The organism is Streptomyces sp. NPDC014764, assembly GCF_043082785.1.
Taxonomy (GTDB): domain Bacteria; phylum Actinomycetota; class Actinomycetes; order Streptomycetales; family Streptomycetaceae; genus Streptomyces; species Streptomyces althioticus.
In genome coordinates this window covers 616,638-636,125 of record NZ_JBIBXY010000001.1, presented here as the reverse complement: position 1 = coordinate 636,125, position 19,488 = coordinate 616,638, and the positions used below count along the sequence as shown (strand labels likewise).

At 73.3% G+C, this 19,488-nt stretch carries 17 protein-coding genes; 15 read left to right on the top strand and 2 right to left on the bottom strand.

What is annotated here, in order from left to right; translation table 11 throughout:
• Nucleotides 1-22 precede the first annotated feature (22 nt).
• On the bottom strand, nucleotides 23-751 hold the full coding sequence (locus ACF1AG_RS02925; RefSeq protein ID WP_359606452.1) for an MBL fold metallo-hydrolase: 729 nt from the start codon (nucleotides 749-751) through the stop codon (nucleotides 23-25).
• Nucleotides 752-913: 162 nt separating this feature from the next.
• Between ACF1AG_RS02925 and hrcA the strand changes: the two genes are divergently transcribed.
• The 8 genes from hrcA to ACF1AG_RS02885 all read left to right on the top strand — a co-directional run bounded on the left by hrcA (nucleotide 914) and on the right by ACF1AG_RS02885 (nucleotide 10,563).
• On the top strand, nucleotides 914-1,930 hold the full coding sequence (gene hrcA, locus ACF1AG_RS02920; protein ID WP_359606454.1) for a heat-inducible transcriptional repressor HrcA: 1,017 nt from the start codon (nucleotides 914-916) through the stop codon (nucleotides 1,928-1,930).
• Nucleotides 1,931-3,070 carry a molecular chaperone DnaJ gene (dnaJ, locus tag ACF1AG_RS02915; RefSeq protein ID WP_048460288.1) on the top strand — a complete coding sequence of 380 codons (1,140 nt, stop codon included), beginning with the start codon at nucleotides 1,931-1,933 and terminating at the stop codon, nucleotides 3,068-3,070.
• A 159-nt stretch (nucleotides 3,071-3,229) separates the two neighbouring features.
• Entirely contained in the window at nucleotides 3,230-4,345 is a 1,116-nt protein-coding gene (locus ACF1AG_RS02910; RefSeq protein ID WP_387794578.1) for a nitronate monooxygenase, read from the top strand.
• The gene (locus ACF1AG_RS02905; protein ID WP_391809244.1) at nucleotides 4,342-5,082 is read left to right on the top strand and encodes a 16S rRNA (uracil(1498)-N(3))-methyltransferase; all 741 of its coding nucleotides are present in this window, start codon (nucleotides 4,342-4,344) and stop codon (nucleotides 5,080-5,082) included. The genes ACF1AG_RS02910 and ACF1AG_RS02905 overlap by 4 nt, the downstream gene beginning before the upstream one ends.
• Before the next feature lie 250 nt (nucleotides 5,083-5,332).
• A complete protein-coding gene (locus ACF1AG_RS02900) occupies nucleotides 5,333-5,875 on the top strand; it encodes a hypothetical protein (protein ID WP_359606460.1) in 543 nt (180 codons plus the stop codon).
• 108 nt (nucleotides 5,876-5,983) lie between these two features.
• The gene (locus tag ACF1AG_RS02895; protein ID WP_387794835.1) at nucleotides 5,984-9,199 is read left to right on the top strand and encodes a S41 family peptidase; all 3,216 of its coding nucleotides are present in this window, start codon (nucleotides 5,984-5,986) and stop codon (nucleotides 9,197-9,199) included.
• Nucleotides 9,200-9,294: 95 nt separating this feature from the next.
• Nucleotides 9,295-9,648, top strand: a complete 354-nt coding sequence (locus ACF1AG_RS02890; RefSeq protein WP_122217237.1) for a histidine triad nucleotide-binding protein — start codon at nucleotides 9,295-9,297, stop codon at nucleotides 9,646-9,648.
• Nucleotides 9,649-9,654: 6 nt separating this feature from the next.
• Nucleotides 9,655-10,563, top strand: coding sequence for a ribonuclease Z (locus ACF1AG_RS02885; protein WP_391809243.1), 909 nt, complete (start codon nucleotides 9,655-9,657; stop codon nucleotides 10,561-10,563).
• A gap of 267 nt (nucleotides 10,564-10,830) precedes the next feature.
• Here ACF1AG_RS02885 and ACF1AG_RS02880 read toward each other — a convergent pair whose 3' ends face one another.
• Entirely contained in the window at nucleotides 10,831-12,192 is a 1,362-nt protein-coding gene (locus tag ACF1AG_RS02880) for an MFS transporter (RefSeq protein ID WP_391809242.1), read from the bottom strand.
• 359 nt (nucleotides 12,193-12,551) lie between these two features.
• Here ACF1AG_RS02880 and ACF1AG_RS02875 point away from each other — a divergent pair, with 359 nt between their 5' ends.
• The 7 genes from ACF1AG_RS02875 to ACF1AG_RS02845 all read left to right on the top strand — a co-directional run bounded on the left by ACF1AG_RS02875 (nucleotide 12,552) and on the right by ACF1AG_RS02845 (nucleotide 19,475).
• Nucleotides 12,552-13,448, top strand: a complete 897-nt coding sequence (locus ACF1AG_RS02875; RefSeq protein WP_359600908.1) for a 5-dehydro-4-deoxyglucarate dehydratase — start codon at nucleotides 12,552-12,554, stop codon at nucleotides 13,446-13,448.
• Nucleotides 13,445-14,752, top strand: a complete 1,308-nt coding sequence (locus tag ACF1AG_RS02870; RefSeq protein WP_391809241.1) for a glucarate dehydratase family protein — start codon at nucleotides 13,445-13,447, stop codon at nucleotides 14,750-14,752. Before ACF1AG_RS02875 ends, ACF1AG_RS02870 begins: the two co-directional genes overlap by 4 nt.
• A 95-nt stretch (nucleotides 14,753-14,847) precedes the next feature.
• Nucleotides 14,848-15,993, top strand: a complete 1,146-nt coding sequence (locus ACF1AG_RS02865; protein WP_359600906.1) for a PfkB family carbohydrate kinase — start codon at nucleotides 14,848-14,850, stop codon at nucleotides 15,991-15,993.
• A 229-nt stretch (nucleotides 15,994-16,222) separates the two neighbouring features.
• Complete coding sequence (locus tag ACF1AG_RS02860) at nucleotides 16,223-17,293, top strand: PhoH family protein (protein ID WP_051724555.1); 1,071 nt, start codon at nucleotides 16,223-16,225, stop codon at nucleotides 17,291-17,293.
• Nucleotides 17,294-17,305: 12 nt separating this feature from the next.
• Nucleotides 17,306-17,803, top strand: coding sequence for an rRNA maturation RNase YbeY (ybeY, locus tag ACF1AG_RS02855; protein WP_359600905.1), 498 nt, complete (start codon nucleotides 17,306-17,308; stop codon nucleotides 17,801-17,803).
• The gene (locus tag ACF1AG_RS02850) at nucleotides 17,800-19,110 is read left to right on the top strand and encodes a hemolysin family protein (RefSeq protein ID WP_359600904.1); all 1,311 of its coding nucleotides are present in this window, start codon (nucleotides 17,800-17,802) and stop codon (nucleotides 19,108-19,110) included. The genes ybeY and ACF1AG_RS02850 overlap by 4 nt, the downstream gene beginning before the upstream one ends.
• Nucleotides 19,107-19,475 carry an MmcQ/YjbR family DNA-binding protein gene (locus ACF1AG_RS02845; protein WP_391809240.1) on the top strand — a complete coding sequence of 123 codons (369 nt, stop codon included), beginning with the start codon at nucleotides 19,107-19,109 and terminating at the stop codon, nucleotides 19,473-19,475. The genes ACF1AG_RS02850 and ACF1AG_RS02845 overlap by 4 nt, the downstream gene beginning before the upstream one ends.
• Nucleotides 19,476-19,488: the final 13 nt, after the last annotated feature.

Below are 19,488 nucleotides of genomic sequence, written 5' to 3'. Positions count from 1 at the left end.
ACGAGGAACGTCCGGGCGGTGATCACTCCGACACGCCGAACCGTGCCGCCAGCGCGTCCCGTTGGGCCCGTACGAACGCCGCGTCGACCACCGCGCCGTGACCGGGGACGTACACCGCGTCCTCGCCGCCCAGCCGCAGCAGCCGGTCCAGCGCGGCCGGCCAGCGGGACGGCACGGCGTCCGGGCCCGCCTGCGGCTCGTCCGACTCCTCGACCAGGTCGCCGCAGAACACCACGTCAGGGTCGCCGGGCACCAGCACCGCAAGGTCGTACGCCGTATGACCGGGACCCACGTTCGCCAGCAGCGCCCGGCGGCCTCCGCCCAGGTCCAGCGTCCACTCGCCGGACACCGCGTGCCGGGGCGCGGCCAGCGCCGCCACCGCCTCGTCGGCCGCCGCCGGCCCGAGACCCCAGCGCACCGCGTCCGCCCGCAGCTCCTCCCGCCCCCGCCCGGCGAGCGCCACGCCCAGGCCGACCGCGCCGTACACCTCCGCGTCCGCGAACGCCGGCGCCCCGAGCACGTGGTCGAAGTGGGGATGGGTGAGCGCGAGATGTGTCACACGGCGGCCGGCCAGCTCCCGCGCCTCGGTCCGCAACCGCGCGCCCTCGGCGAGGGACGAGCCCGCGTCCACGGCCAGGACGCCGTCCGCGCCCAGCACGAGCCCCGCGGTGCAGTCCCACCCCGGAAGCCTGCGCCGCCCGACCCCCGGCGCCAGTTGCTCCCATCCCGACTCTTCCCAAGTCACGGTCATGACCGGGACGCTAGCGGGGACGACGTCACCCGGCACCACCGCGCGGACCGGCCTTGCCGTCGTCGTACCCCCCGGCCGTACACTGGGCCGGGGAAGTCTGGCACTCGCGTGCGAAGAGTGCCAGGGCCGTTACCGGGCGGAAGCCAGCTGGAGGTGTGCGCGATGCTCAGTGAACGCAGGCTCCAGGTGTTGCGCGCGATCGTCCAGGACTACGTGGGCACCGAGGAGCCCGTCGGGTCGAAGGCCCTCACCGAGCGGCACAACCTCGGCGTCTCCCCGGCCACCGTGCGCAACGACATGGCGGCCCTGGAGGACGAGGGCTTCATCGCCCAGCCGCACACCAGCGCCGGGCGCATTCCCACCGACAAGGGCTACCGGCTGTTCGTCGACAAGCTGGCCGGCGTCAAGCCGATGAGCCCGCCCGAGCGGCGGGCCATCCAGAACTTCCTCGAGGGCGCCGTCGACCTCGACGACGTCGTGGCCCGCACGGTGCGGCTGCTCGCGCAGCTCACCCGGCAGGTCGCCGTGGTGCAGTACCCCTCGCTGACCCGGTCGACGGTGCGGCACGTGGAGCTGCTGGCCCTCGCCCCGGCGCGGCTGATGCTGGTGCTGATCACCGACACCGGCCGGGTCGAGCAGCGCATGGTCGACTGCCCGGCGCCGTTCGGGGAGGCGTCCCTGGCCGACCTGCGGGCGCGGCTCAACAGCCGGGTCGCGGGCCGCCGGTTCACCGATGTGCCCGGTCTGGTGGAGGACCTCCCGGAGGCGTTCGAGGCCGACGACCGCGGTACGGTCTCCACGGTGCTCTCCACTCTCCTGGAGACGCTCGTCGAGGAGAACGAGGAGCGGCTGATGATCGGCGGTACCGCCAACCTCACCCGCTTCGGCCACGACTTCCCCCTCACGATCCGGCCCGTCCTGGAGGCGCTCGAGGAGCAGGTCGTGCTCCTCAAGCTGCTCGGCGAGGCGCAGGATCCGGGTGTGACCGTACGGATCGGTCACGAGAACGCCCACGAAGGACTCAACTCCACGTCCGTCGTGTCGGTCGGCTACGGTTCGGGCGGCGAGGCTGTCGCCAAGCTCGGCGTGGTCGGACCGACCCGCATGGACTACCCCGGAACGATGGGAGCGGTACGCGCAGTGGCACGGTACGTCGGACAGATCCTGGCGGAGTCATAGGTGGCCACGGACTACTACGCCGTACTCGGCGTACGCCGCGACGCGTCGCAGGAAGAGATCAAGAAGGCCTTCCGGCGGCTCGCTCGCGAGCTGCATCCGGACGTCAATCCGGATCCGAAGACCCAGGAGCGGTTCAAGGAGATCAACGCCGCCTACGAGGTGCTGTCGGACCCGCAGAAGAAGCAGGTCTACGACCTCGGCGGCGACCCTCTGTCGCAGGCCGGCGGCGCCGGTGGCGCGGGCGGCTTCGGGGCCGGGGGCTTCGGCAACTTCTCCGACATCATGGACGCGTTCTTCGGCACGGCGTCGCAGCGCGGACCGCGCTCGCGCACCCGCCGCGGCCAGGACGCGATGATCCGGATCGAGGTGGAGCTGGACGAGGCCGCCTTCGGCACGACCAAGGACATCCAGGTCGACACGGCCGTCGTCTGCACCACGTGCAGCGGTGAGGGCGCCGCGCCGGGCACCACCGCGCAGACCTGCGACATGTGCCGCGGCCGCGGTGAGGTCTCGCAGGTCACCCGGTCCTTCCTCGGCCAGGTCATGACCTCGCGCCCCTGCCCGCAGTGCCAGGGCTTCGGCACGGTCGTGCCCACGCCCTGCCCGGAGTGCGCGGGCGACGGCCGGGTCCGCTCCCGCCGCACGCTCACGGTCAAGATCCCGGCCGGTGTCGACAACGGCACCCGGATCCAGCTGGCGGGCGAGGGCGAGGTCGGCCCCGGCGGCGGTCCCGCCGGCGACCTGTACGTGGAGATCCACGAGCTGCCGCACTCGCAGTTCCAGCGGCGCGGCGACGACCTGCACTGCACGGTCACGCTGCCGATGACAGCGGCGTCGCTCGGCACCAAGGTGCCGCTGGAGACGCTGGACGGCCTGGAGGAGGTCGACATCCGGCCCGGCACCCAGTCCGGCCAGTCGATCCCGCTGCACGGCCGGGGCGTCACGCACCTGCGCGGCGGCGGTCGCGGTGACCTCATCGTGCACGTCGAGGTGCAGACCCCGACCAAGCTGGACCCGGAGCAGGAGCGCCTGCTCCGCGAGCTGGCCAAGCTGCGCGGCGAGGAACGGCCCACGGGGCAGTTCCAGCCCGGACAGCAGGGGTTGTTCTCGCGGTTGAAGGACGCTTTCAACGGGCGCTGAGCGCTGTACGCCGAGGGCCCTGCCGCCGGGGTCCGGGCGGGCGTCGGGCCCGCCCCTCGACCTGGGCGGCCGGCGTGGTCGGCGGCCCGGCGAAAAGTGGCTTATGCCAGGGGGAAGGGCCGTTTCGGAGTTGGTCGGGGGACGTGACAACATGCGGTCATGTCCTCCGTACTGACCGATCTCTTCCCGCACCCGATCGTGCAGGCGCCCATGGCGGGCGGCGTATCGGTACCGCAGCTCGCCGCCGCCGTGTCCGACGCGGGCGGGCTCGGTTTCCTGGCCGCCGGGTACAAGACCGCGGACGGGATGTACCAGGAGATCAAGCAGCTGCGGGGACTCACCTCCCGCCCCTTCGGCGTCAACCTCTTCCTGCCCCAGCCCGAGACCCCCGGTGCGAGCACCGGCTCTGCCGGAGCGGCCGACGCCTCGCCCTCCAACGCCGCCGTCGACGTCTACGCCCACCAGCTGGCGGGCGAGGCCGCCTGGTACGAGACCGAGCTGGGCGAACCCGAGAGCTGCGGCGACGACGGCTACGACGCCAAGCTCGCCGTGCTGCTCCAAGACCCCGTCCCGGTCGTGTCGTTCCACTTCGGCGTACCGGCCCGCGAGGTGATCGACTCGCTGCACCGCGTGGGCACCCTCGCCCTCGTCACCGCGACGACCGCCGAGGAGGCGCGCGCCGTGGAACGGGCCGGCGCGGACGTGGTGATCGCCCAGGGCGTCGAGGCCGGCGGCCACCAGGGCACCCACCGGGACGTCCCCGAGACGGACGGCAGCGGCATCGGACTGCTGTCCCTCGTCGCCCAGGTCCGTGAGTCCGTGGGCATCCCCGTCGTCGCCGCCGGAGGCATCATGCGCGGCGGCCAGATCGCCGCCGTGTGCGCCGCCGGGGCGAGCGCGGCCCAGCTGGGCACCGCCTTCGTCCCCGCCCACGAGTCCGGCGCGCACGCCCTGCACAAGCAGGCCCTCACGAACCCCCTCTTCGCCCGCACCGAGCTGACCCGCGCGTTCACCGGCCGCCCGGCGCGCGCCCTGGTCAACCGCTTCCTGCGCGAGCACGGGCCGTACGCGCCCGCCGCCTACCCGGAGGTCCACCACCTCACTGCGCCGCTGCGCAAGGCCGCCGCCAAGGCCGGGGACGCACAAGGGCTCGCGCTGTGGGCGGGGCAGGGCCACCGGATGGCCCGCGAACTGCCCGCCGGACAGCTCGTGGAGGTCCTGGTCGCCGAACTGGCCGCCGCCCGGACAGCGTTGTCGGCCGGAGGTGCCCGATGACCGCCCCCGTCTTCGTCGTCGACGACTTCGACACGCACGGCTCCGGCCGTTACGTCCTCGACGGGCCCGAGGGCCGGCACGCCGTCGCCGTGAAGCGGCTGCGGACCGGCGAGGAGGTCGTCCTCACGGACGGCGCGGGCCGCTGGGCCTCCGGCGAGGTGGAGGGCGCCGAGGGCAAGGACCGGCTGATCGTCCGGCTCGGCGAGCTCGTCGAGGAGCCGGTGGAGACGCCCCGGCTGACCGTCGTGCAGGCGCTGCCCAAGGGCGACCGGGGCGAACTGGCCGTGGAGACCATGACCGAGGTCGGCGTCGACGCGATCGTGCCGTGGTCCGCCTCGCGCTGCATCACGCAGTGGAAGGGCGAGCGGGGCGCCAAGGCCCTCGCGAAGTGGCGGGCCACGGCTCGGGAGGCGGGCAAACAGTCGCGCCGGGTGCGGTTCCCGGAGGTCGCGGACGCGGCGACGAGCAAGGGGGTTGCCTCACTTCTCGCCGAAGCGCGGTTCGCGGCGGTGCTGCACGAATCCGGGACGGAGCCGCTGGCTTCGGCTCCGTTGCCGGACACGGGGGACATCGTGCTGGTCGTCGGACCTGAGGGCGGGGTGTCCGCCGAGGAACTGGCGCTGTTCGAGAGCGTGGGGGCGCGGGCGTACCGCCTCGGGAGGAGCGTGCTCCGTACGTCCACGGCGGGAACCGCTGCTGCGGCGCTGCTGCTCGGCCGCACCGGCCGCTGGTCCTGAGGCCACGGGCCTCCGCCCCGGACCCCCGCTCCGGACCCGCTCTGTCTGCGAACGCCGGAAGGGCTGGAATGTTCCTGCCCCCCCGCTCCTCGAGAGCGCCGGGAGAGCCATGCCCGGCCCGTCCGGCGTGCGAGGGCGAGGCCCGCCAGGGCCGTCGAGGGGGATCCGGGGGCGCAGTCCCCAGGACGGCCGCCGCACGTGGCCCGATGCGCCCTACCGCCGCGCGGGCGGCAGTGGCACGCTGCCGTGCATGGGGGCGACGACAAGGTTCCCGCGGGGAACACGAGGGCGGCGGTTCGCGCTTGCCGCCGGTTTCGCCGTGGCCGCGGTCACCGGCGTGACGGCCTGCGAAGGCGGCGGCCTCAGCTCCGCCGCCGTGGCGCTCACCACCGACGGGACCGTGACCAAGGAGCTCAACCGCCAGAAGGACAAGGTCCGCTGGCTGACCTGCACCGCGTCCCTGGGGGACCGGGACAGGTCCGCGTCGCCGGCCTCGGAGGAGACCGCCGCCTCGGTCGACTGCGAGGGCGAGACCGAGGGCGGCAAGGAGATCACCGTCACCGGACGGGTCACCCACGCCGTCAACAACGCCTGTGTCCGCGGGGACATCACCGCGAAGGTGGACGGCCGGCAGGTGTTCCGAGTCGAGGGCCTCGGCGACTGCGACTCCAAGAGCCCGCCCCGCGTGGGCGAGCCGACCGAGCAGGGGCCACGGCCCACCGTCACCGTGACCGTCACCACGACGGTGTGGTGCGACCAGTACCCGTCCTGTCGCCCCGTCGAGGGCAAGTGATCGGAACCTCTGGCCGGACCGCACGCGCGCCCATAGGGTGATCGGGTGACACAGCCTGCATCGGTCGCATCCAGCGCATACCTCCGTTTCCCGCACCTGCACGGCGAGTTGGTCGCCTTCACCGCCGAGGACGACGTGTGGCTCGCACCGCTCGACGGCGGCCGCGCCTGGCGGGTCAGCGCGGACAACGTGCCGGTGAACCATCCACGGATCTCCCCGGACGGCGCCACCGTCGCGTGGACCTCCACCCGCGACGGCGCCCCCGAGGTGCACGTCGCCCCCGTCGACGGCGGCCGCGCCAGGCGGCTCACCCACTGGGGCAGCATGAGGACCCAGGTCCGCGGCTGGACCGCGGACGGCCGGGTCCTCGCCCTGAGCACGTACGGCCAGGCCAGCCTGCGCCGCACCTGGGCACGCGCCGTGCCGCTCGACGGCGGACCCGCCGAGACCCTGCCGTACGGACCGGTCGGCGACATCGCCGCGGGCCCGCACACCGTGCTGCTGTCCGCCACCATGGGCCGCGAGGCGGCCAGTTGGAAGCGGTACCGGGGCGGCACCGCGGGCAAGCTGTGGATCGACCGGCAGGGCGACGGCGAGTTCGTCCGGCTGCACGAGGAACTCGACGGGAACATCGAGTACCCGCTGTGGGTGGGGGAGAGAGTCGCGTTCCTCTCCGACCACGAGGGCACGGGCGCGCTGTACTCGTCCCTCGCCGACGGCTCCGACCTGCGCCGCCACACCCCGCTCGGGGGCACGTCCCGCTCATGGGGGTCCCCCCGCTCGAGCGAAGTCGAGAGTGGGGGAGAAGCCGAGAGCGGGGGAGGCTTCTACGCCCGCCACGCCGCCACCGACGGCAGCAGGGTCGTGTACTCCAGCGCCGGCGAGCTGTGGATCCTCGACGACCTCGACACCGCCGAGCCGCGCCGGCTCGACGTCCGGCTCGGCGGGCAGCGCGTCGACCTCCAGCCGTTCCCGGTGAACGCGGCCCGCTGGTTCGGCTCCGCGTCCCCCGACCACACCGCGCGCGGCAGCGCCGTCTGCGTACGCGGCACCGTCCACTGGGTCACCCACCGCTCCGGCCCCGCCCGCGCCCTCGCCGCCACCCCCGGCGTCCGCGCCCGGCGCCCGCGCACCTTCCGCGCGGACGGCGAGGAATGGGTGGTGTGGGTGACGGACGCCGAGGGCGACGACGCCCTGGAGTTCGCCCCCGCCACCGGACCCGTCCCCGGCGCCACCCCGCGCCGGCTCGCCGCCGGACAGCTCGGCCGGGTCGTGGACCTGGCGATGGCGCCCGACGGCAGCCGCGCCGCGATCGCCTCGCACGACGGCCGCCTCCTGCTCGTCGAGCGGGAGACCGGCGAAGTCCGCGAGGTCGACCGCAGCGAGGACGGCGACGTCTCCGGGCTGGTCTTCTCCCCCGACTCCACCTGGCTCGCGTGGTCCCACCCCGGACCGCGCCCGCTCAGCCAGATCAAGCTCGCCAACACCACCGACCTGTCGGTCACCGAGGCGACCCCGCTGCGCTTCCAGGACTACGCGCCCGCCTTCACCCTCGACGGCAAGCACCTCGCGTTCCTGTCCACCCGCTCCTTCGACCCGGTCTACGACGAGCACGTCTTCGACCTGGCCTTCGTCGAGGGCGCACGGCCGTACCTGATCACGCTCGCGGCGGCCACACCGTCGCCGTTCGGACCGCAGCGGCACGGGCGGCCCTTCGAGACCCCGGACCGGGACGAGACCCCCGACAGCGAGGGCACCCCCACCACCCGTATCGACCTCGACGGGCTCGCCGACCGCATCGTGCCGTTCCCGGTCGAGGCCGCCCGCTACAGCAACCTGCGCGCCGCCAAGGACGGCGTGCTGTGGCTGCGCCACCCGGTGCGCGGCGTGCTCGGGGCGTCCCGGGCCACGCCCGACGATCCGGACCCCAAGACCGACCTGGAGCGCTACGACCTCGCCCAGCAGCGCCTCGAGCACCTCGCCGTGGACGCCGACCACTTCGAGGTCAGCGGCGACGGCAAGCGGGTGCTGCTGTGGACCGACGGGCGGCTCAAGGTCGTGCCGAGCGACCGGCGCGCCTCCTCCGACGACGACAGCGACAGCAACATCACCGTCGACCTGGCGCGGGTCCGGCAGTTCGTCGACCCGTCCGCCGAGTGGCGGCAGATGTTCGACGAGAACGGCCGGATCATGCGGGACAACTTCTGGCGTCCCGACATGAGCGGCGTCGACTGGGACGGGGTGCTGGACCGCTACCGTCCCGTCCTGGACCGGCTGGCCACCCACGACGACCTGGTGGACCTGCTGTGGGAGGTGCACGGCGAACTCGGAACCTCGCACGCCTACGTCACCCCGCGCGGCGGCTACGGCGGCGGAGCCCGGCAGGGACTCCTCGGCGCGGACATCTCCCGGCACGAGGACGGCAGCTGGCGGGTGGACCGCATCCTGCCCGCCGAGACCTCCGACCCGGAGGCCCGCTCCCCGCTCGCCGCGCCCGGCGTGGCGATCCGGCCGGGGGACGCGATCGTCGCCGTCGCGGGACAGCCGGTCGACCCGGTGACCGGGCCGGCGCCGCTGCTGATCGGCACGGCAGGCAAGCCCGTCGAGCTGACCGTGTCACCGGCCGGCGGGGGAGAGCCCCGGCACGCGGTCGTCGTACCGCTCGCCGACGAGGAGCCGCTGCGCTACCACGCCTGGGTCGCCGACCGGCGGGCCTACGTGCTGGAGAAGTCCGGCGGCCGGCTCGGCTACATCCACGTTCCCGACATGCAGGCGCCCGGCTGGGCGCAGATCCACCGCGACCTGCGGGTGGAGGTGCTGCGCGAGGGCCTGGTCGTGGACGTGCGGGAGAACCGCGGCGGCCACACCTCGCAGCTCGTGGTGGAGAAGCTGGCCCGGCGGATCGTCGGCTGGGACCTGCCGCGCGGGATGCGCGCCGAGAGCTACCCGCGCGACGCGCCCAGGGGACCCGTCGTCGCCGTCGCCAACGAGTTCTCCGGGTCCGACGGCGACATCGTCAACGCGGCGATCAAGGCGCTCGGCATCGGCCCCGTCGTCGGGACCCGCACCTGGGGCGGCGTCATCGGCATCGACAGCCGCTACCGGCTCGTCGACGGCACGCTCGTCACCCAGCCCAAGTACGCCTTCTGGCTGGAGGGGTACGGCTGGGACGTCGAGAACCACGGCGTCGACCCGGACGTCGAGGTCGTCCAGCGCCCGCAGGACCACGCGGCCGGGCGGGACGTCCAGCTCGACGAAGCAGTGCGGCTGGCGATGGAGGCACTGGAGACGACCCCGGCGAAGGTGCCGCCGGAGCTGTCGTGACCGGCCGCGGGCCGTCGTGCCGCCGCGGCACGACGGCCCGCGAGCGGGTCGGTAGCATGCCTGGGTAGGGAAGATCGCCGGGCCGAGGAGGGCGTATGGCAGGGGAACCTCAGGACGACTGTCTGTTCTGCAAGATCGTCGCGGGCACCATCCCGGCGACGATCGTGCGGGAGACGGACACGACCGTCGCGTTCCGTGACATCAACCCCCAGGCGCCCACCCACGTCCTGGTGATCCCGAAGGCGCACCACAGGGACGCCGCGGCGCTCGCCGCCGCGGCCCCCGAGCTCGCCGCGGACGTGCTGCGCGAGACGGAGGCCGTCGCGGACCAGGAGAAGCTGGAGAGCTACCGCACCGTGTTCAACACGGGCAGCGGCGCCGGCCAGACCGTGTGGCACGCGCACGCCCACGTCCTGGGCGGGCGCGGTCTCGAGTGGCCTCCCGGCTAGGCCGCGTTGTCCGTCCGTGAACTGGTGGTGCTCGGCACCGCCAGCCAGGTCCCGACCCGGCACCGCAACCACAACGGCTACCTGCTGCGCTGGGACGGCGAGGGCATCCTGTTCGACCCGGGCGAGGGCACGCAGCGGCAGATGCTGCGCGCCGGGGTCGCGGCGCACGACATCAACCGGATCTGCGTCACGCACTTCCACGGCGACCACTCGCTGGGACTCGCCGGGGTGATCCAGCGGATCAACCTCGACAAGGTGCCGCACCCGGTGAGCGCGCACTACCCGCGATCCGGGCAACGGTTCTTCGACCGGCTCCGGTACGCGACCGCCTACCGGGAGACCGTCGCCCTGCTCGAGGCCCCCGTCGACACCGACGGTCCGCTCGTCCGCACCTCCGGCTACACGCTGGAGGCACGCCGCCTCTCCCACCCGGTCGAGGCGTACGGCTACCGGCTCGTCGAACCCGACGGCCGCCGCATGCTGCCCGACCGGCTCGCCGCGCACGGCGTCGAGGGACCTGACGTCGGCCGCCTCCAGCGCGAGGGCTCGTGGAACGGCGTGGCCCTGGAGGACGTCAGCGAGGTCCGGCACGGACAGCGGCTCGCGTTCGTCATGGACACCCGGCTGTGCGACGGGGTGTACGCGCTCGCCGAGGGCTGCGACATGCTGGTGATCGAGTCGACGTTCCTCGACGAGGACGAGTCCCTGGCGGTCGAGTTCGGCCACCTGACGGCGGGCCAGGCGGCGAGGGTCGCCCGCGAAGCGGGGGTCCGTCACTTGGTGCTGACCCACTTCAGTCAGCGGTATTCGGACCCCTCGGCCTTCGAACGCGAGGCGCGGGCGGCGGGCTACGAGGGGGATCTGACGGTGGCGAGGGACCTTCAGAGGGTGCCCCTCCCCAAACGCCGGGAGTAGCTGCGGGTAGCCGCCGGCTGGTCGCAGTTCCCCGAGCCCCTGGGGGGGCCTTCGCCGCAGCGCCAGTGCGGGCAGTCCGTGGATGGTCGCGCAGTTCCCCGCGCCCCTGGAGGGTGCTTCCGCATCGGCCGCTGAAGAGGGCCGCCCCAGTTGCGGGCATTCGTGCCGCTGGGGCGGCACGGGTGGGCGCAGCGGCACCCCTTCGGCGGGCAGTGGCTGTCCCACCCCCGGGCGCCGGAACCCAGGCCCGCTGTCCAGGTCGCCCCGTCACACCCCACCCGGCGCCCTCGTAGCCGCCGCCGTGTCGTACGCGGCCCGCGCGGGCACCGCCGCCCCGTCGAGGGCGATCTCGACGACCGGCTGCTCCGGCGCGCCGACCTCCGGCACCACCCCCGACGGAGTCCCCGTCGTCGCGGCGACGACAGCCGCGGGATGCCCGCCCCGCCTCCGCACAGCCCCCGGCAGCAACGCCCGCCCGCCCGCGTGCAGGGCGACCCCCGTCATCGGCACGGCGACCAGCAGCAACCCCACCGCCAGGACCGCCCCCATCACAGGAAAGCCGGCCTGCGCCGACAGCACGCTCCCGGTGAGCGGCCCGGCCGCCGTCCCCAGCGAGGACGCGGACCCGACCAGCACCGCCCACCGCCCCCGCGCGTCCAGCGAGGCCGCCAGCCCGATCAGGTACGACAGCACCACCGGATAGAAGGTGTTCCACGCGATCTCGCCGAAGGCGAAGCTCCCAAGCCCTGTCGCGGAAGCGCTCAGCGCGATGCAGCAGGCGATGACGACGGTCCCGCCACCGATGGGCAGCGCCCGCCCCAGCCGCGAGCCGAGCGCCCCCGCGCCCAGCACGCCCAGCAGTCCCGCGCCCAGGGCGACCGCGAAGACGACGCCCACGGTCGGCTCGGACAGATGGGCCTGACCGACGCCGATGCGCCCGCTGACTCCCCACAGCGCGTTCTGCGCGAGCGACCACAGCAGCATGGCCCCGGCCAGCACCATGCCCGATCGCCGGTACGGCAGACGCCCGGCGCCCGAGCCGTCGGCCTCCGCCGACCCGACCGCGGCCGGCCCCGCGGTACCCGCAGTACCCGCCGTACCCCCGGGCAGCCCCGCCGTCAGCGGCCACACCGCGAGCGCGGTGAGGGCGATGGCAGCGAGGGTGAGCCCGTGCCCGGGCAGGTGCGGCACCGTCAGATAGACCGCGCCGGCCAGCGCGGACACGCTGAGCAGGCCCAGGGTGGACGCCCGGTGGGGGTCCTTCTCCGCCGCGATCCGGGTCGCCGCGACCGTGGTCGCCGTGCCCGACCCGAACCCGCCGACGACGGCGCCGGCGACGACGGCCGGGACCGAGGCGGTGAGGGCGGCCCCGCCGTAGCCGACGGCGGCGAGGACGAGACCGAACCGGGCCAGGGTGCGCGCGCCGGTCCGTTCGACGCGGGAGGCGAGCAGGAACCCGGCCGTGGCCGAACTGAGCAGCAGCAGACTGCCGACGCCCCCCGCCTGGGTGGGCGTCAGATCCAGACCGCGTTCCAGCCGTCCGACGGTGGTCGGCAGCAGATACGGGGCGAGGTACCCGGCCGTGAAAAGGGCGACGAGGGGCCAGGGGGTGGTGCGAGGGGCGTACACGGGCGTTCCCAGGGCGTGCGAAAGGGACGGTGCGAAAAGAGGTGATGGGGGGCGACGACCGTCGACGGACGAGAACGCGCGGGCAATTTGTATCAAGCGGGGGCAGCGCAACGGGAGTGAGGGAGCTGTGATCTAAGTCACTCATGCGTTTGGAGGTTTGGAGGGTTGGGTAGCAGCACGCTTTTGCCTGCCCGGACTGCGGTGCGGTCCCGCTCGTCCGCCCCATTGACGCCCCTCGTCCACCCCTCTAGCCTTCGTTCTCATACATGGATGCCGTCTACATAGGGAGATGGGCGAGGGTGAGTCCCGGTACCGAGGGAGACGGCAGCGCCGCCGTGGCGAGACGCCTCAAGGACGGCATGACACACGGTGTCCTCTCCTTCCCCCTCACGTCGTTCCACGACGACGGCACGCTCGACCCCGACGGCTACCGCGCCTACGTGGCGGAACGGATCGCCACCGGACCCGGCGCCGTCTTCCCCGCCTGCGGCACCGGCGAGTTCTTCTCTTTGGACGAGGAGGAGTACCGCCAGGTCGTCGCGATCACCGTCGAGGAGAGCGCCGGACGGGTCCCCGTCGTCGCCGGCGTCGGCTACGGCTGGGCCCAGGCCGCCCGGTTCGCGCGCATCGCACAGGACGCCGGCGCCGACGCCCTGCTCGTCCTGCCGCACTACCTGGTCACCGCCCCGCAGGACGGCCTCGTCGCCCAACTGGAGGCGCTCGCCGCCCGCACCCCGCTGCCGCTCGTCACCTACCAGCGCGGCCAGGTCGCCTACACCGCCGACTCGCTGCGCCGCATCGCCGCCCTGCCGAACGTCATCGGCCTCAAGGACGGGCACAGCGACCTCGACCGCCTCCAGCGCCTCACCCTCGCCGCCCCCGACGACTTCCTGTTCTTCAACGGCGCCGCCACCGCCGAGATCCAGGCCCGCGCCTACGCCACCGTCGGCGTCCCCGCCTACTCCTCCGCGGTGCACGCCTTCGCGCCCGAGATCGCCGGCGCCTTCTTCACCGCCCTCCGTGACGGCGACGCGGACACCCTCGACCGGCTGCTGCGCGGCTTCTACGTGCCGTTCGTCGAACTGCGCGACCGCACCCCCGGATACGCGGTGTCGCTGGTGAAGGCGGCCGCACGGCTTCGCGGCCGTCCCGTCGGCCCCGTGCGCGCCCCGCTCACGGACCCGTCCGCCCGGGACCTCACCGACCTCAGGACCCTGCTCGACGCCGGACTCGACCTCGTAGGAGCCGCCCTGTGACCGCATCCACCTCCCGCGACCTGACCGTCACCGAGGTCCGCCTCACCCCGGTCCTGGTCGCCGACCCGCCGCTGCTCAACACGCAGGGCGTGCACCAGCCGTACACCCCCCGGCTGATCGTGGAGGTGGTGACCGCCGGCGGGATCACCGGGCTCGGCGAGACGTACGGCGACACCAAGTACCTGGAGCTGGCCCGCCCGCTCGCCGACCGGCTCGTCGGGCACCGGGTCGACGACCTGAACCGGCTGTTCGCCGAGGCCGACGAGGTCGGCGTCGACGCCGCCCGCGTCTCCGGACAGGTCGACGTCGGCGGACTGCGCGGCGTGCAGACCGCCGACAAGCTGCGGCTGTCCGTGCTCTCCGCCCTGGAGGTCGCCTGCCTCGACGCCCTCGGCAAGAGCCTCGGCCTGCCCGTGCACGCCCTGCTCGGCGGCAAGGTGCGCGACGCCGTCGAGTACAGCGCCTACCTGTTCTACAAGTGGGCCGAGCACCCCGAGGGCGTGACGGCGGAGAAGGACGACTGGGGCGCGGCCCTCGACCCGGCCGGAGTGGTGGAGCAGGCCCGCCGCTTCACCGAGCGGTACGGCTTCACGTCGTTCAAGCTCAAGGGCGGCGTCTTCCCGCCCGAGGAGGAGATCGCCGCCGTCCGCGCCCTCGCCGCCGCCTTCCCCGGACACCCGCTGCGCCTCGACCCCAACGGCGCCTGGTCCGTGGAGACCTCGCTCAAGGTGGCGAAGGAGCTCGGGGACGTCCTGGAGTACCTGGAGGACCCGGCCCTCGGCACTCCGGCCATGGCGGAGGTGGCGGCCGGCACCTCCGTGCCGCTCGCCACCAACATGTGCGTGACGACGTTCGCCGAGATCAAGGAGGCGTTCACCCGGGACGCCGTGCACGTCGTGCTCTCCGACCACCACTACTGGGGCGGACTGCGCAACACCCAGCACCTCGCGGCGATCTGCCGCACCTTCGGCGTCGGCGTCTCCATGCACTCCAACACCCACCTCGGCATCAGCCTCGCCGCGATGACGCACGTCGCGTCCACCGTGCCCGACCTGCACCACGCCTGCGACTCCCACTACCCCTGGCAGTCCGAGGACGTCCTCACCGAGCGGCCGGCGTTCGAGGACGGCACGGTCCGTGTGTCCGACGCGCCGGGCCTCGGCGTGGAACTCGACCGCGACCGGCTGGCGTTCCTGCACCGGCGGTGGCTGGACGACGACGGCGCGCTGCGAGACCGCGACGACGCGGCCGCCATGCGGGTCGCCGACCCGGACTGGGTCCGACCCGCCGTGCCCCGCTGGTGACCGGTCCGGGACACGGCACGGCCTGACGGCCGCCTCCCTGTCGGCGGAGTGGTGCACACTGGCTGAAACCGCACCACGTCAGGGAGCGCACCGAGATGGCGTCCACCGGGAAGAGGAACGGCAGGAGAGCCGGTGAGGGACCCGTCGAGGGACCGCCCTGCCCGGCCCAGATCGACCCGCTCGCCGCCCTGCGCGGCCCGGACGACCCGCCCTGGGACGTCTACCTGACCGGCACCGTCTTCCTCGACATCGTCTTCACCGGGCTCGACTGCGCCCCCGTGCGCGGCACCGAGACCTGGGCGCGCGGCATGGGGTCGAGCCCGGGCGGCGTGGCCAACATGGCCACCGCCCTGGCCCGCCTCGGCCTGCGCACGTCCCTCGCGGCGGCCTTCGGCGACGACCACTACGGCGAGTACTGCTGGGACGCGCTGGAGCAGGGCGAGGGCATCGACCTCTCCCCGTCCCGCACGGTCCCCGGCTGGCACTCCCCGGTCACCGTCTCCATGGCGTACGAGGGCGAGCGCACGATGGTCTCCCACGGCCACGAGCCGCCTCCCGAGGAGCCGGCCCCCGACTGTCCGCCCCGCGCCCGCGCCGCCGTCGCCTCGCTCACCCCCGGACGCAGCGCCCCCTGGATCGCCCAGGCCGCCCGCACGGGCACCCGGATCTTCGGCGACGTCGGCTGGGACGACACCGGGGCGTGGGACCTGGCGGGCCTGCCCGACCTGCGGCACTGCGAGGCGTTCCTGCCGAACGCGGCGGAGGCCATGCGCTACACCGGCACGGACACCCCGCGCGCAGCCGCCCACGCCCTCACCGAGCACGTCCCGGTCGCCGTGGTCACGCTCGGCGCGGAGGGCGCGTACGCGGTGGACCGGCGGACGGGGGAGACCGCGTCGGTGCCGGCCATCGAGGTGGAGGCGCTGGACCCGACCGGGGCGGGCGACGTGTTCGTCGCAGGCTTCGTCACCGGCTCGCTGGCGGGCTGGCCGCTGGCCGACCGGCTCGCCTTCGCCGGGCTCACGGCCGCGCTGTCCGTCCAGGAGTTCGGCGGCTCGCTGTCCGCGCCGGGCTGGGCGGAGATCGCCGGATGGTGGCGCAGGGTGCAGTCGGTCGAGAGCCAGGAGCTGTCCGCGCTGCGCCGTTACGGCTTCCTGACCGGGCTGGTCCCGGAGGAGGCGGTGCGGCCCTGGCCGCTGCGGCGGGCCGTCCCGACGATCGGGTTCCGCAGGTCGGCGTGACGCCCGGCGCCGCCCTTGACCGTACGAGGGGGCGTGCCACGGCGCGGACGGTGACCGTACGAGGGGGCGTGCCACGGCGCAGGCGGGGAAGAAAGCGAACGGGGCCACGCACCCGGTCGGATAAAAGGCCTACGGGCTTGTCACCCCGCCGTCGTACCCTGGGAGTCGCGAGGCCGCCCACAGCTGCGCGGCCGTGACGAGGAGGAACCGCAGGCCTCAGAGCCGGCCCATGACTCAGACACCCACAGCTCACACCCCCGCGCAGGGGCAGGCGAGAGTGCAGTTCACCGTCCCCGCCCAGCACCCCATGGTGACCGTGCTGGGATCCGGCGACTCCCTCCTGCGTGTGATCGAGAAGGCCTTCCCGGGGGCCGACATCCACGTCCGGGGCAACGAGATCAGCGCGGTCGGCGACGCCACGGAGGTCGCCCTCGTTTCGCGCGTGTTCGACGAGATGATGCTGGTGCTCCGCACCGGTCAGCCGATGACGGAGGACGCAGTGGAACGCTCGATCGCCATGCTCAAGGCGAGCGAAAGCGGGGAGAGCGACGGCCAGGAGACCCCGGCCGAGGTGCTCACGCAGAACATCCTGTCCTCGCGCGGCCGCACGATCCGCCCCAAGACGCTCAACCAGAAGCGCTACGTGGACGCGATCGACAAGCACACCATCGTCTTCGGCATCGGCCCCGCGGGCACCGGCAAGACCTACCTGGCCATGGCCAAGGCGGTGCAGGCCCTGCAGTCCAAGCAGGTCAACCGCATCATCCTGACCCGGCCGGCGGTCGAGGCGGGCGAGCGTCTCGGCTTCCTGCCGGGCACGCTCTACGAGAAGATCGACCCGTACCTGCGCCCGCTGTACGACGCGCTGCACGACATGCTCGACCCCGACTCGATCCCCCGGCTGATGGCCGCGGGCACGATCGAGGTCGCGCCGCTGGCGTACATGCGCGGCCGCACGCTCAACGACGCGTTCATCATCCTGGACGAGGCCCAGAACACGAGCCCCGAGCAGATGAAGATGTTCCTCACCCGTCTCGGCTTCGACTCGAAGATCGTGATCACGGGTGACGTGACGCAGGTGGACCTGCCCGACGGCACCAAGTCCGGTCTGCGCCAGGTCCAGGACATCCTGGAGGGCGTGGACGACGTCCACTTCTCCCGGCTGTCGTCCCACGACGTCGTCCGGCACAAGCTGGTGGGCCGTATCGTCGACGCGTACGAGAAGTACGACAGCCAGCACGGCACCGAGAACGGCACCCACAAGGGCGGCCGCGGCCGGTCCGGGCACAAGGGGAAGTAGACCGAGCACCAGATGTCGATCGACGTCAACAACGAGTCCGGCACCGAGGTCGACGAGCAGGCGATCCTCGACATCGCCCGTTACGCACTGGCCCGGATGCGCATCCACCCGCTCTCCGAGCTCTCGGTGATCGTGGTGGACGCGGGCGCCATGGAGCAGCTGCACATCCAGTGGATGGACCTGCCCGGGCCCACGGACGTCATGTCGTTCCCCATGGACGAGCTGCGGCCCCCGTCCAAGGACGAGGACGAGCCCCCGCAGGGACTCCTCGGCGACATCGTGCTCTGCCCCGAGGTCGCCGCCAAGCAGGGCGAGGAAGCGCCGACGCGGCACACCATGGACGAAGAACTCCAGCTGCTCACCGTCCACGGTGTGCTGCACCTGCTCGGCTACGACCACGAGGAGCCGGACGAGAAGGCCGAGATGTTCGGCCTCCAGGCGGCCATCGTGGACGGCTGGCGCGCGGAGAAGGGCCTCACCGGCCCCTCTCCGGCCCCGACCGTCTCATGAGCGCCCCACTCGTCCTCGGGGCGCTCGCGCTCGTCGTCGTCGCCTGGCTCGCCGCCTGCGCGGAGGCCGGCATCGCCCGCGTCTCCAGCTTCCGCGCCGAGGAGGCCGTACGGTCGGGCCGCCGGGGCAGCGCCAAGCTCTCCCGGATCGCCGCCGACCCCACCCGCTACCTCAACGTGGCGCTGCTGGTCCGCATCACCTGCGAGATGTCCGCCGCATCCCTCATCACCTACGGCAGCGTCCGCGAGTTCGACGGCACGGCCGAGGCGCTGCTGATCGCCATCGCCATCATGGTCCTCGTGTCGTACGTCGCCGTCGGCGTCTCCCCGCGCACCATCGGCCGGCAGCACCCGCTGAACACGGCCACGGTCGCCGCCTACGTGCTGGTGCCGCTCGCGCGGATCATGGGCCCGATCCCCTCGCTGCTGATCCTCATCGGCAACGCCCTCACGCCCGGCAAGGGCTTCCGGCACGGCCCGTTCGCCTCCGAGGCGGAGCTGCGCGCGCTGGTGGACCTCGCGGAGGCGGAGTCGCTGATCGAGGACGAGGAGCGCCGCATGGTGCACTCCGTCTTCGAGCTGGGCGACACCCTGGTGCGGGAGGTCATGGTGCCGCGCACCGACCTCGTGGTCATCGAGCGGTACAAGACCATCCGGCAGGCCCTCACGCTCGCCCTGCGCTCCGGGTTCTCCCGCATCCCGGTGACCGGCGAGAGCGAGGACGACATCGTCGGGATCGTCTATCTGAAGGACCTGGCCCGCAAGACGCACATCAGCAGGGACGCGGAGAACGACCTGGTGTCGACGGCGATGCGGCCCGTGTTCTTCGTGCCCGACACCAAGAACGCCGGCGACCTGCTGCGCGAGATGCAGAAGGAGCGCAACCACGTCGCCGTCGCGGTCGACGAGTACGGCGGCACCGCGGGCATCGTCACGATCGAGGACATCCTCGAGGAGATCGTCGGCGAGATCACCGACGAGTACGACCGCGAGCTGCCCCCGGTCGAGGACCTCGGCGAGGGCCGCCACCGGGTCACCGCCCGCCTCGACATCACGGACCTCGGTGAGCTGTACGGGCTCGAGGAGTTCGACGACGAGGACGTGGAGACCGTCGGCGGACTGCTCGCCAAGCGGCTGGGCCGGGTGCCGATCGCGGGCGCGTCCTCGGTCGTCGAACTGCCCGACGGCCGCGAGCTGCGGCTGACGGCGGAGGCGGCGGCCGGACGCCGGAACAAGATCGTGACGGTGCTGGTGGAGCCCGTGGGCCCGGCGAAGCCGCCGGCCGGCGAGGAGGAGCCGGAGGAATGACCCCGGAGCGGCTGCGCGCCCTGTGCCTGTCCTTCAACGCGGCGGTGGAGGAGTTCCCCTTCAACCCGGAGACCTCGGTCTTCAAAGTGCTGGGCAAGATGTTCGCCCTGACGGACCTGGGCGCGCGCCCGCTGAAGGTCAACCTCAAGTGCGACCCGGACGACGCGATCCGCCTCCGCGCCGACCACCCGGACCTGATCGCCCCGGGCTGGCACATGAACAAGCGGCACTGGAACCCGGTGACCGTGGCGGGCGGGCCGGGCGAACTCCCGGACCGCCTGGTCACGGAGCTGGTGGAGGACTCCTACGACCTGGTCGTGGCGGGCCTTCCCCGCACGGACCGCCTGCGCCTCGACCGCCCGTAGCGCCCCCTTATGC

Coding starts and splice junctions, on each gene's coding strand:
- ACF1AG_RS02910 (WP_387794578.1), top strand. CDS start 3,230: ATGTCCTCCGTACTGACCGATCTCTTCCCGCACCCGATCGTGCAGGCG.
- hrcA (WP_359606454.1), top strand. CDS start 914: ATGCTCAGTGAACGCAGGCTCCAGGTGTTGCGCGCGATCGTCCAGGAC.
- ACF1AG_RS02905 (WP_391809244.1), top strand. CDS start 4,342: ATGACCGCCCCCGTCTTCGTCGTCGACGACTTCGACACGCACGGCTCC.
- ACF1AG_RS02865 (WP_359600906.1), top strand. CDS start 14,848: ATGGCGTCCACCGGGAAGAGGAACGGCAGGAGAGCCGGTGAGGGACCC.
- ybeY (WP_359600905.1), top strand. CDS start 17,306: ATGTCGATCGACGTCAACAACGAGTCCGGCACCGAGGTCGACGAGCAG.
- ACF1AG_RS02875 (WP_359600908.1), top strand. CDS start 12,552: ATGACACACGGTGTCCTCTCCTTCCCCCTCACGTCGTTCCACGACGAC.
- ACF1AG_RS02890 (WP_122217237.1), top strand. CDS start 9,295: ATGGCAGGGGAACCTCAGGACGACTGTCTGTTCTGCAAGATCGTCGCG.
- ACF1AG_RS02845 (WP_391809240.1), top strand. CDS start 19,107: ATGACCCCGGAGCGGCTGCGCGCCCTGTGCCTGTCCTTCAACGCGGCG.
- ACF1AG_RS02850 (WP_359600904.1), top strand. CDS start 17,800: ATGAGCGCCCCACTCGTCCTCGGGGCGCTCGCGCTCGTCGTCGTCGCC.
- ACF1AG_RS02925 (WP_359606452.1), bottom strand. CDS start 751: ATGACCGTGACTTGGGAAGAGTCGGGATGGGAGCAACTGGCGCCGGGG.
- ACF1AG_RS02860 (WP_051724555.1), top strand. CDS start 16,223: ATGACTCAGACACCCACAGCTCACACCCCCGCGCAGGGGCAGGCGAGA.
- ACF1AG_RS02900 (WP_359606460.1), top strand. CDS start 5,333: ATGGGGGCGACGACAAGGTTCCCGCGGGGAACACGAGGGCGGCGGTTC.